General features: G+C 72.9%; 11 protein-coding genes. 6 read left to right on the top strand and 5 right to left on the bottom strand.

Annotated elements, in window-relative coordinates; genetic code table 11:
* The 4 genes from VGE38_RS15040 to VGE38_RS15025 form a co-directional block, all read left to right on the top strand.
* A partial coding sequence (locus VGE38_RS15040) for a hypothetical protein (RefSeq protein ID WP_331143365.1) occupies positions 1-211 on the top strand: 211 nt, incomplete at its 5' end.
* A gap of 10 nt (positions 212-221) precedes the next feature.
* Positions 222-1,346 carry a CbiQ family ECF transporter T component gene (locus VGE38_RS15035; RefSeq protein WP_331143364.1) on the top strand — a complete coding sequence of 375 codons (1,125 nt, stop codon included), beginning with the start codon at positions 222-224 and terminating at the stop codon, positions 1,344-1,346.
* A complete protein-coding gene (locus VGE38_RS15030) occupies positions 1,343-2,965 on the top strand; it encodes an ABC transporter ATP-binding protein (RefSeq protein WP_331143363.1) in 1,623 nt (540 codons plus the stop codon). The genes VGE38_RS15035 and VGE38_RS15030 overlap by 4 nt, the downstream gene beginning before the upstream one ends.
* Positions 2,962-3,786, top strand: coding sequence for an ECF transporter S component (locus VGE38_RS15025; RefSeq protein WP_331143362.1), 825 nt, complete (start codon positions 2,962-2,964; stop codon positions 3,784-3,786). Before VGE38_RS15030 ends, VGE38_RS15025 begins: the two co-directional genes overlap by 4 nt.
* A 39-nt stretch (positions 3,787-3,825) precedes the next feature.
* On the opposite strand, the gene VGE38_RS15020 is transcribed toward VGE38_RS15025, so the two are convergent.
* From VGE38_RS15020 to VGE38_RS15010, 3 genes are all read right to left on the bottom strand, one after another.
* A complete protein-coding gene (locus VGE38_RS15020; protein WP_331143361.1) occupies positions 3,826-4,776 on the bottom strand; it encodes an alpha/beta fold hydrolase in 951 nt (316 codons plus the stop codon).
* A gap of 52 nt (positions 4,777-4,828) precedes the next feature.
* Positions 4,829-5,119 (bottom strand): hypothetical protein, encoded by a 291-nt coding sequence (locus tag VGE38_RS15015; RefSeq protein WP_331143360.1) that lies wholly within the window; start codon positions 5,117-5,119, stop codon positions 4,829-4,831.
* A gap of 148 nt (positions 5,120-5,267) precedes the next feature.
* Positions 5,268-6,110, bottom strand: a complete 843-nt coding sequence (locus VGE38_RS15010; protein WP_331143359.1) for an EamA family transporter — start codon at positions 6,108-6,110, stop codon at positions 5,268-5,270.
* A gap of 94 nt (positions 6,111-6,204) precedes the next feature.
* Here VGE38_RS15010 and VGE38_RS15005 point away from each other — a divergent pair, with 94 nt between their 5' ends.
* Positions 6,205-7,269 (top strand): beta propeller repeat protein, encoded by a 1,065-nt coding sequence (locus VGE38_RS15005; protein WP_331143358.1) that lies wholly within the window; start codon positions 6,205-6,207, stop codon positions 7,267-7,269.
* A gap of 21 nt (positions 7,270-7,290) precedes the next feature.
* On the opposite strand, the gene VGE38_RS15000 is transcribed toward VGE38_RS15005, so the two are convergent.
* Both VGE38_RS15000 and VGE38_RS14995 read right to left on the bottom strand, forming a co-directional pair.
* On the bottom strand, positions 7,291-9,852 hold the full coding sequence (locus VGE38_RS15000) for a glycoside hydrolase family 65 protein (protein ID WP_331143366.1): 2,562 nt from the start codon (positions 9,850-9,852) through the stop codon (positions 7,291-7,293).
* A gap of 44 nt (positions 9,853-9,896) precedes the next feature.
* Entirely contained in the window at positions 9,897-10,649 is a 753-nt protein-coding gene (locus VGE38_RS14995) for an HAD family hydrolase (protein WP_331143357.1), read from the bottom strand.
* An 83-nt stretch (positions 10,650-10,732) separates the two neighbouring features.
* Between VGE38_RS14995 and ilvD the strand changes: the two genes are divergently transcribed.
* Positions 10,733-11,855, top strand: a 1,123-nt coding sequence (ilvD, locus tag VGE38_RS14990) for a dihydroxy-acid dehydratase (protein ID WP_331143356.1), incomplete at its 3' end; no start/stop codon positions are given.

Here is an 11,855-nt window from a genome sequence, read left to right as displayed (position 1 = left end):
CAGCCCCACGGCCGGCGTACCGGCCGCGACGGCCACCGAGTCGGCGGTAGGCGATTCGGCGACCTCCGAGGAGCCCGCGGACCTCGACGCGGCGCCGGTCGCTGCGACCGACGACGACGGCGGACTGCCCGGCTGGGTGCCGCCGGTGCTGGTCGTGGCGCTGCTCGGCGCCGTCGGCGGCATCACGCTCGTCCGACGCCGCGGGGCCTAGGGGAGCAGGGATGGCGCGGCTGGCTCGTGACCTCCATCCGGTCGCCTGGTGGCTGTGGGCGATCGGGCTGGCGGCGTACGCCGGGCAGGCGCGCAATCCCTGGATCCTGCTCCTGTTGGTCGGGGTGGCGGCGGTCGTCGTGACCGCCCGCCGCTCCGACCAGCCGTGGGCCGCCGTGTGGCGGCTCTACCTGCTGATGGCGGCGTTGATCGTGGTGACCCGGCTGCTGTTCCGCATCCTGTTCGGCGGCGGCTTCGCCGTGCCCAGCGACACCGTGGTGGTGGACCTTCCGCAGATCCCGCTGCCCGAGTGGGTGCTCGGGATCCGGCTCCTCGGGCCGGTGACCCGCGAGACGGTGCTCGCGGGCCTGTACGACGGCCTCCAGCTCGGTGCGATCGTCGTCTGCGTGGGAGCGGCCAACGCCCTCGCCAACCCGAAGCGGTTGCTGCGCTCGCTGCCCCCGGCCCTCTACGAGATCGGCACCGCCCTCGTCGTGGCCGTCACGGTGGTTCCGCAGATGGCCGACAGCGTGCGCCGCGTGCGTGCCGCGCAGCGGCTGCGTGCGGGGGACGACCGGCGGGTGGGACGGCTGCGTCGCTTCATGGTGCCGGTCCTCGAGGACGCCCTGGAACGATCGCTGGCGCTGGCCGCCGGCATGGACGCGCGCGGCTACGGCCGAACGGGAAGCGCCACCGCCGCGGAACGCCGCCGTACCGGTGCCTTCCTGCTGGCCGGGCTGGTCGGCGTCTGCGTCGGCGTGTACGCCGTGCTGGACGCGACCGCGCCCCGGATGCTGGCCGCTCCCATGCTGGTGCTGGGCGTCGGGTTGGCGGCCGTCGGCCTGGTGGCGGCGGGGCGGCGGGTGGCGCGCACCGTGTACCGCCCCGACCCCTGGCGCTGGGAGGAGACCGCGGTCGCGGCGAGCGGGCTCGCGGCCGGCGTCGCCGGCTGGTGGCTGGGGCGCCACGCGCCGCTCGTCGCGTTCCCGTTGGTGACCGAGGCGCCCCAGGTCACGCTCCTGGCGCTCGCCGGGGTCCTGGTCGGCCTGGCTCCGGCCGTGGTCGCGCCGCTGCCGCGGCTACGGTCGCTCGAGGGGGAGCGATCGACCGGACCGCGAACGGAGGTGGCCGCATGACGAACCCCCTGCTCGAGCTGCGCGACGTCCGGTTCCGCCACGAGGGGTCGGCGAGCGTCCTCGACGGCGTCGACCTCACGATCGAGGAGGGCGAGCTGCTGCTCGTCTCCGGTCCGACCGGCTCGGGCAAGTCGACCCTGCTCGGCGTCGTCAGCGGCCTGGTGCCCCGCTTCACGGGCGGTCGTCTGGACGGCGACGTGCTGCTCGACGGCCGCAGCATCGTGCACGACCCGCCGCGCGACCGCGCCGCGGTGATCGGGTACGTCGGCCAGGACCCCGCCGCCGGGTTCGTGACCGACACCGTGGAGGAGGAGCTGGCCTACGGCATGGAGCAGCTCGGCCTGCCGCCGGCGACCATGCGCCGCCGGGTCGAGGAGACCCTGGACCTGCTCGGGATCGCCGACCTGCGCGACCGAGACCTGCGGACGCTGTCCGGCGGGCAGCAGCAGCGAGTCGCCATCGGCGCCGTGCTGACCATGCATCCGCGGCTGCTGGTGCTCGACGAGCCGACCTCCGCGCTCGACCCGACCGCCGCCGAGGACGCCCTGGCCACGATCACGCGGCTCGTGCACGACCTGGGTGTCAGCGTGCTGCTGGCCGAGCACCGGCTGGAGCGCGTGGTCCCGTTCGCCGACCGGATGGCCCTGCTGACCGGCGACGGCCGGGTCCGGGTCGACGACCCGGCGACGCTGCTGGCCGACTCGCCCGTCGTACCTCCGCTCGTGGAGCTCGGTCGTGCCGCCGGCTGGGACCCCCTGCCGCTCACCGTCCGCGAGGCCCGCCGCCGGGCGCGCGGCCTCGGGCTGGGGCCAGGACCCGGGACTGAAGGGGCCACGGGCGGGGACTCGCGGGGCCACGGGGCGGGACTCGACGCGTCGGGGGTCACGGTCACGCACGGCTCGACCGTGGCGCTGCGGGAGGTGGACCTCACGCTGCGCGCGGGGACGGTCACCGCGCTGATGGGGCGCAACGGTGCCGGGAAGTCGACCCTGCTGTGGACGCTGCAGGGCACCCGCGGCCGGGACGCGGGGCGCATCGACGTGGCGGGTCAGGACCCGGCCGCCCTGCCGGCAGCGCGACGCCGGAACCTGGTGGGGCTGCTGCCGCAGACCGCCGCCGACCTGCTCTACCTGGAGACCGTGGCCGAGGAGTGCGCCGCCGGCGGTCCGGGGACGCGGGCGATCCTGGACCGGCTGGTGCCCGGCATCCCGGACGACCGGCACCCGCGCGACCTGTCCGAGGGACAGCGGCTGGCGCTCGCGCTGGCACTGGTCCTGGCGGGCGACCCGCCGGTGCTGCTCCTCGACGAGCCGACCCGCGGCCTGGACTACGGCGCCAAGCGGGCGCTGGCCGGGATGCTGCGCGCGCAGGCCGACGAGGGCCGGACGGTGCTCGTCGCCACCCACGACGTCGAGTTCACCGCCCAGGTCGCCGACGACGTGGTCGTACTCGCCGAGGGCGACGTCGTCTCCTCCGGGGAGGTACGCCGGGTGGTGGCCGAGTCCCCGGCCTTCGCCCCTCAGGTCACCAAGGTCCTGGGCGCCCCCTGGCTGCGCGTCGACGAGGTGGTCGCGGCCCTCGCCGCCCGGGAGCCGGCCCAGAAGGAAGCGGCCCGGTGAGCGCGATCCGAGCGACGGGACGCTCCGCCGCCGTGCTCACCGTGGCCAGCGTGATCGGCCTGCTGACCCTGATGTGGCCGCTGTTCCTCGACGACCCGACGGCGGTGGGCGGCCAGGTGCGGCCGCCGTTCGTCTTCCTGCTGCTGCTGCCCGTCGTCATCGTCGTCGTGCTGGCCGAGCTCAGCGAAGGCGGCCTGGACCCGCGGGTGCTGGCGATCCTCGGCGTGCTGAGCGCCGTCAACGCGGTGCTGCGCATGCTGTCGGCCGGCGTCGCGGGCCTGGAGCTCGTCTTCTTCCTGCTCGTCCTGGCGGGCCGGGTCTACGGCCCGGCGTTCGGGTTCGTGCTCGGGTGCACGTCGCTGTTCACCAGTGCGCTCGTGACCGCCGGGGTCGGCCCGTGGCTGCCCTACCAGATGCTCGTGGCGGCCTGGGTCGGGCTGGGCGCGGGGCTGCTGCCGCGCCGGCTGCTGGGCCGGGAGGTGACCGGCCGTGCCGAGATCGCCCTGCTGGCGGCGTACGGCGTCGTGGCGGCCTACGTCTACGGACTGCTGCTCAACCTGCAGGGGTGGCCGCTGCTGGCCGGCGTCGCGGTCCCCGGGCACGAGAGCGGCGACCTCGCCTTCGACCCGGCGGCGCCGCTGGGGGAGAACCTGCTGCGCTTCCTGCGCTACACGCTCGTCACCTCGACGGGCGGCTGGGACACGGGCCGGGCCGTCACGACCGCGGTGGCCGTGGTCGTCCTGGGCCCCGCGGTGCTCGCCACGCTGCGACGTGCCGCGCGCCGGGCGCTGGTGAGCGGCCAGGTCACCGCCGGCACCTGACGTCTCCCACGGCGGCGCGCCGGTGGGTGGTCGGATCGGTCAGGTGCCCGGGGTGCCTGGAGTGGTGGGGGCCGGCGCGCCGGCCCGGGCGATGAAGCCCACCAGCAGCTCGTGGAGCCGGTCGGGCTGCTCGAGCGGGATGAAGTGGCTCGCCCGCAGCTCGACGTACTGGCCGTCGACGACCTTGCCGGCCGCCGCGGCCATGTGGCGGCTGCCCGCGAGCAGGTCCCACGTGCCACCGACGAACAGCACGGGCACCTTGATCCGGCGCAACGAGATCCGGCCGTGCTGGGCGGTCCGCAACGCGAGGTGGAAGTACCACTCGATCGGCGTCGCGAGCAGCTCGGCCAGCGCGAGCGCGGCCAGGTCCGGGTGCGGCACCGGGAAGATCAGGCCGGCGCGCCGCAGCAGGCCGATGGTGCGCGGTCCGATCGGCAACCGCGTCGTGACCGGGGTGATGGCCCGGCCCGACGCCTTGAGGACACGGGACCAGTTGACCGTGATGGTGCGGGCGACCGGCCGGGGCAGCCGCAGCGGCCCCAGCATCGTGGCGAACGTGTCGCCGGGTACGCCGGCGACGGCGAAGAGGCCGGTCACCCGCTCGGGGTGCTCGGCGGCGAGCTCGAACATCGTGTTGACGCCCATCGACCACCCCATCAGCACGGTGCGGTCGATGCCGTAGTGGTCCATGACGGACAGCGCGTCCTGGACGAACGCGTCGATGCCGACGTTGCGCCGGTCCGCGGGCCGCTCCGAGCCGCCGGTGCCGCGATGGAACCACGACACGACCCGCACGCCGCAGTCGGGCTGCAGCAACGCCGGCCACGCCCACGGGTTGGTGCCCAGGCCGTTGCACAGCACCACCGTCGGCCCGTCGATCACGCCGTCCGGATCGTTGGTCCAGGCGCGGATGGTCGTGCCGTCATCGGACAGCACGTCGGCGTAGGCGATCGTCGAGGCGGCCGCCAGGGCCGAGGGGGTGGTCGGCATGCCGGGGATTCTGCCGGAGGAACCGGCGGGGATCGGCGCTGTGTGGCTCAGATCATGAGGACCGAGCGGCCCGATCGGCCCGATCAGCCTCGCGCGACGGCGGTGCCTCGGTGCCGGTGTCGCTGGGCGCGCCTGCGGAGCGCAGCGTGGACAGTGGCAGTACGGCCGGCAGGCGGGTCGGCAGCTGGGCCTGCAGCTGGGCGAGGAACGACTCGACGTCCTCGCGCTCGGCACGGCGCTGCGCGAGCGTGGCCAGGGCAGCCATGGCGTTGTTGCGCGCGCGCAGCTGCGACGCCGTCGACCAGTGACGGGCGGTGGAGAGAAGGGTGCGTCCCAAGGGCATGACGACTCCAGTGGGGGAGAGAGCGGGCGATGCCTCCGCCCACGCTACGCGTGCCCGACGTCGCGCGATATGTCCATCTCATGACGAGCGTGTGAACCCTCTCACCCCGTCAGCTCCCCCCGGCGGCTCCCCAGGGGCAGGCGACGGCTCACTCCGGCGTCGGCGCGACCGTCCGCTCGGTGCGCGTCATGCCGACGCTGGCGACCACGACGCACAGCAGGGCCACCAGCTGGAGACCGGTGAGCAGCTCGCCGACGACGACCAGGCCGGCCAGCGCGGCGGCGGCCGGCTTCAGGCTCATCAGGACGCCGAAGACGCCCGGGGAGAGCGAGCGCAGCGCCACCAGCTCGCAGGTGTAGGGGATGACCGAGCTGAGCACGCCGACCGCGACGCCGACCAGCCAGACGGGCATCGCGGTCAGCTCGCCGGCGTACCGCCCCAGCGTGAGCGGGCTCAGCAGCAGCAGCGCGACGACGCTCGCCACGGCGAGGCCGTCGATGCCCGGCCAGCGCTTGCCCGTCTCCGCGCTCAACAGGATGTACGCCGCCCAGGCGGTGCCGGCGAGCAGGGCGAACCCCGCCCCCGCCCAGGTGACCTCCCCCGGCTCGAGACCGAGCAGCAGCACCCCGATCGCCGCGAGCCCGATCCAGATCAGGTCCCGCGGCCGCCGCGACCCGAACAGCGCCAGGGTGAGCGGCCCGACGAACTCGATCGTCACCGCGATGCCCAGCGGGATCCGGGCGAAGGCCTGGTAGATCGCCCAGTTCATCACGCCGAGCGAGGCGCCGAAGCCGAGCACCACGAGCCAGTCCGCCGGCGGTCGCCGCAGGGCGGGCCGCGCCACGGCGAGCAGGACAGCCGCCGAGGCGAACAGCCGCAGCCACACGATCGTGGTGGGGGAGACCTCGTCGAACATCGTCTTGGCCAGGCCGGCGCCGAGCTGGACCGAGGAGATCCCGACGAGCACGAGCCACACAGGTGAGAGCCACACCGGAGATTTCTCGGTGAACGCTGCTGACAACCGGGCGGCCACCGGGCCACCCTAGAGAGATCGGCCACCACGGGCGACGGGCAGGGGTGCGGACATGACGACGGTGCTGATGATCGGGACGCGCAAGGGGCTCTGGCTGGCGCACTCGGAGGATCGCGACAGCTGGGAGCTCTCCGGGCCCCATCTCGACATGGAGGAGGTCTACTCCTGTCTCCCCGATCCGGCGACCGGCCGGCTCTACGCCGGTGCCTCGTCGATGTGGCTGGGCCCGTTGGTGCGCTGGTCGGAGGACCTCGGCGAGACCTGGCAGGAGGCGCGGATCGCCTTCCCCGACGACGTCGACGCGAGCGTGGCGCGGATCTGGCAGCTCCAGCGCGGCGCGCTGCCCGGGGTGATGTGGGCCGGAACCGAGCCGGGCGCCGTCTTCCGGTCCGAGGACGACGGCGAGAGCTGGACGCTCGAGCGCGCGCTGTGGGACCACCCGCACCGGCCGCAGTGGGATGCCGGGTTCGGCGGCCAGGCGTTCCACACCCTGCTGCCCCACCCCAGCGACCCGGCGTCGCTGACGGCGGCGCTGTCGACCGGCGGCGTCTACCAGACCCTGGACGGCGGCAAGAGCTGGGCGCCGCGCAACAGCGGCATCCGGGCCGACTTCCTGCCCGAGGGCCAGCAGTACCCGGAGTTCGGGCAGTGCGTCCACAAGGTCGCCCGGCACCCGGCCCGCCCCGAGCGGCTCTTCGCCCAGAACCACGGCGGTGTCTACCGCTCCGACGACGAGGGCGCCTCGTGGCGGTCGATCGCCGACGGCCTGCCGTCGGACTTCGGGTTCCCGGTGGTGGTCCACCCGCACGAGCCGGACACCATCTACGTCTTCCCGCTGGGCGGCGGAGCCGGGCGCTACCCGCCGGAGGGCAAGGCGCGGGTCTACCGCTCCCGCGACGCCGGGGAGAGCTGGGAGCCGCTCGCGCAGGGACTGCCGGACCGGTTCTACGTCGGGGTGATGCGCGACGCCATGACGACCGACACCGAGCCCGAGGCCGGGGTCTACCTCGGTGCCCGCAACGGCACGGTCTGGGGCTCGGTCGACAGCGGTGACTCCTGGCGGCTGATCGCCGCCGACCTGCCGGACGTCATGGTGGTCCGGGCCGCCCGCTTCTGACCCCGCCCGGGCGGCGTGGCGTCACGGGACGTCGGCCTCCTGCAGCAGCGGCAGCACGATCTCGCCGGTGATCGGCGACGGGTTGATCGGCTCGGGCACGGCGGCGGTGATCGTGGTGCCGTCCGAGCGCGTGACGCCGACGACCGGCGGCTGCTCGACGTGGCCGGGCGAGCGCGGGCCGTGGTGCTCGAGGGCGATGTCCAGCGGGGCGTCCGGGCCGACGACGTACTCCGTGCCCCGGACCCACAGCGCAACGGTGGCGCGGACCGCGTCCGGCGCCACGTCGTCGACGGCGACGCGGAAGCGGTCCTCGGTGACCTCGACGACGAGCCGCACCCCGCGCCACCGCACCCGGAACCGCAGAGCGTCCCACTCCACGGGCAGCCGCGGATCGAAGGACAGCCGCTCGGAGTGGTCGCGCATCCCGCCGAAGCCGAAGACCAGCGCACCCCACACGCCGCCGGTGGAGGCGATGTGCATGCCGTCGACGGTGTTGTCGTGCAGGTTCATCAGGTCGACGTACAAGGCGTCGTGGAAGTAGCGCAGCGCGACCTCGTGGTAGCCCACCTCGGCCGCGACGATCGACTGTACGACGGCCGAGAGGGTCGAGTCCCCGGTGGTGATGGGGTCGTAGTACTCGAAGTCGGCCCGCTTCTCCTCCAGCGTGAACCGGTCACCCTGCAAGAACAGCGCCAGCACGACGTCGGCCTGCTTGAGCACCTGGAACCGGTAGATGACCAGCGGGTGGTAGTGCAGCAGCAGCGGACGCAGCTCGGTGGGGGTGTTGGGCAGGTCCCACACCTCGCGGTCGAGGAAGAAGTCGTCCTGCGGATGGATGCCCAGATGCTCGTCGAAGGGGATGTGCATCCGCTTCGCGCAGCGGCGCCACTCCTCGACCTCCTCGTCCTCGAGCGAGAGCCGCGATCGGACCCGCGCGAACTCCTCGGGGTAGTCCGCGCGGATCAGCTCGACGGCCTCCACCGCCTGCTCGAGGTTGTAGCGGGCCATCACGTTCGTGAACAGGTTGTTGTTCACGACCGTGGTGTACTCGTCGGGGCCGGTGACGCCGTGGATGTGGAAGGTCGGCGCGCCGTTGTGCCGCCAGAACCCGAGGTCGGCCCACATGCGGGAGGTCTCGACGAGGATGTCGATGCCCTCGCGGATCAGGAAGCCGACGTCCCCGGTGGCGTGGACGTACTTCATCAGGGCGTAGGAGATGTCGGCGTCGATGTGCATCTGCGCGGTGCCGGCGGCGTAGTACGCCGAGGCCTCCTCGCCGTTGATCGTCCGCCAGGGGAACAGCGCCCCCTTCTGTGCCATCTCGGCAGCCCTCTCGCGGGCGGCGGGGAGCAGCACGGAGCGGAAGTGCAGGGTGTTCCTGGCCCTCGCCGGCTGGGTGTAGGTCAGGAACGGGACGACGTAGATCTCGGTGTCCCAGAAGTAGTGGCCCTCGTAGCCCGAGCCGGTCACGCCCTTGGCCGGCACGCCGAGGCCGTCGGCGCGCGCGCTGGCCTGGGCCAGGGAGAACAGGTTGAACCGGACCGCCTGCTGCAGGGCCTCGAACTCCGGGCCGTGGCCGTCGACCTCCACGTCGGCGGCCGCCCAGAAGTCGTCGAACCAGGCGCGCTGCTCGGCCTCGTAGTGCGCGACGCCGTGGAGCTTGGCGCGGTCCAGGGTCCGGTCGCAGCGGTCGGAGAGCTCACGCACGGGGACGCCGCGGGAGGTGTGGTACGAGACCACCTTCTCCAGGCGCAGCGTGCTGCCCTCGCGGGCGTCGACACGGAACACCATCTTGGCCAGGTCGTCCTCGGCCCGCACCACCGTCTCGACGTGGTCGGCGGTCTCCATGCGGTGGTCCGCGGCGACCGCCAGCGTCATGCCGGAGCGGGCGCAGCGGTAGCCCAGCAGCATCCGCTCGTCGGTCGCGTAGCTCATCTGGGGCAGCAGCACCCGCTCGTCGAAGGCGCCCGCCTTGCGCGGGTCCACGCCGCCGCCCATCGCGTCGTGGGGGGTGTGGTACTCGTCCTTGCCGTCTTGGCGGTTGAGCAGCTGGGAGGAGATCACCACCGGGGCGTCGCCACTGAGCATCGTCACCTCGAGGGTGAGGACGGCCAGGTGGCGTTGGGTCATCGAGACCATCCGGGTGGACTCGATGCGCACCAGCTTCCCCGACGGCGTGCGCCACACGATGCTGCGGCGCAGCAGGCCGTCGCGGAAGTCCAGGGAGCGCTCATAGTGCTCCAGGTCGGACGTGCCGAAGGTGAGCGGCTCGTCGTCGACGTAGATCTTCATCAGCTTGGCGTCCGGCACGTTGACGATCGTCTGGCCGGTCCGGGCGAAGCCGAAGGCATGCTCGGGGTGCTTGATCAGCCACGTCTCGTGGAAGCCGTTGAGGAACGTGCCGTGCGCGAACGACGGCCGGCCCTCCTCGGGGTTGCCGCGCATGCCGAGGTAGCCGTTGCCGACGCTGAACAGCGTCTCCGTCAGCCCCAGGTCGGCGGGGTCGTAGCCCGTCTCCACCAGGCGCCACGGGTCGGCGGGGAACCGGCCCCGGTCCATCGGGTCCGGGCCGACACCGGAGATCTTCACCATCGTGTGCCTTCCTCAGGGCGTGCTCAGGGGCGTGCTCAGGGAGCGTGCTGGGGGACCAGGTCGGCGAGGTCGGCCACGACGAGCCCGGCTCCGGCCTCGGCGAGGGCCGTCTCCCCGGCGCCACGGTCGACGCCGATCACCAGCCCGAAGCCGCCCGCGGCGCCCGCGCGGACCCCCGAGACGGCGTCCTCGAGCACGACCGACGCCTCCGCCGCGGCACCTAGTGCCGCGGCGGCGTGGACGAAGGTATCCGGTGCGGGCTTCCCGCGCAGATTCAGCGCGTGCGCGACATCGCCTCCGACGACGGTCTGGAACCGGTCGCGCAGTCCGGCCACCTCCAGCACATGGGGGGCGTTCGCCGAGGAGGACACCACCGCGAGTGGGATGCCGAGCTCGCGCAGGTGGTCGAGCAGCGCCACCGAGCCGGGGTAGGCCTCGACGCCGTCGCGCTCCAGCACGGCGTTGAAGGCGTCGTTCTTGCGGTTGCCGAGCCCGCACACCGTCAGGGCCGTCGGCGGGTCGTCCGGGGTGCCCTCCGGCAGCACGATCCCGCGGGAGGCCAGGAAGTCCCGGACCCCGTCGTAGCGGGGCTTGCCGTCGACATGGGCGAAGTAGTCGGCGTCGGAGTACGGCGCGGGTCGCGCCACCGGGCCGTCGTACGTCGCCAGGAAGCCGTTGAACAGGTCGGCCCAGGCGGCCATGTGCACCACCGCGGTCGGGGTGATGACGCCGTCGAGGTCGAAGAGGACCGCGGCGTAGCGCTGCCATGCGACGGGTGCGGAAGCCATGGCTGCCAGGCTAGTGCCCGGAGCGGTCTCGCCCGGTGACCGACCGAGGCGGGCGCGGGACGCGCCCGGCGTACCCTTGACGCATGCCCACGCTCCGCTCCGCCACGTCGACCTCCGGTCGCAACATGGCCGGTGCCCGCGCCCTGTGGCGTGCCACCGGCATGACCGACTCCGACTTCGGCAAGCCGATCATCGCGATCGCGAACTCGTTCACCGAGTTCGTGCCCGGTCACGTCCACCTGCGCGACATGGGCAAGATCGTGGCGGCCGAGATCCAGAAGGCCGGCGGCGTGGCCAAGGAGTTCAACACCATCGCCGTCGACGACGGCATCGCGATGGGGCACGGCGGGATGCTCTACAGCCTGCCGAGCCGTGAGCTGATCGCCGACGCGGTGGAGTACATGGTCAACGCCCACTGCGCGGACGCCATCGTGTGCATCTCCAACTGCGACAAGATCACGCCGGGCATGCTGATCGCCGCGCTGCGGCTCAACATCCCCGTCGTCTTCGTCAGCGGCGGGCCCATGGAGGCCGGCAAGACCGTCGCCGTCGAGGGCCTGGTCCACCCCAAGCTCGACCTGGTCGACGCGATGTCGGCCTCGGCCAACGACGCGGTGAGCGACGAGCTGCTCGACACCATCGAGAGGTCCGCCTGCCCGACCTGCGGCTCGTGCTCGGGCATGTTCACCGCCAACTCGATGAACTGCCTGACCGAGGCGCTGGGGCTGTCGCTGCCCGGCAATGGTTCGACGCTCGCAACGCATGCCGACCGCAAGGAGCTGTTCCTGCGCGCTGGACGGATCGTCGTCGAAATGTGCCGTCGTCATTATGAGGAAGACGACGACAGCGTGCTGCCTCGCAATATTGCGACCTTTGAGGCGTTCGAAAATGCGATGAGCCTCGATATCGCGATGGGCGGATCGACGAACACCGTGCTGCATCTGCTCGCGGCCGCCTTCGAGGCGGGCGTCGATTTCACGATGACCGACATCGACCGGCTGTCGCGTCGCGTGCCGTGCCTGTCGAAGGTCGCGCCGGCGAAGAGCGACGTCCATATGGAAGATGTCCACCGCGCGGGCGGGATCATGGCGATCCTCGGCCAGCTCGAGCGCGCGGGGCTGCTCCATGCGCATCTGCCGACCGTGCACAGCGCGACGATGGGCGATGCGCTCAACAAATGGGACATCTCGCGCACCAACGACCCCG

Origin of the sequence: Nocardioides sp. (assembly GCF_036405735.1) — a bacterium.
Lineage (GTDB): Bacteria > Actinomycetota > Actinomycetes > Propionibacteriales > Nocardioidaceae > Nocardioides.
Note: the sequence above shows the minus strand (reverse complement) of the source record. Positions and strands in the feature narration are given on the sequence as shown.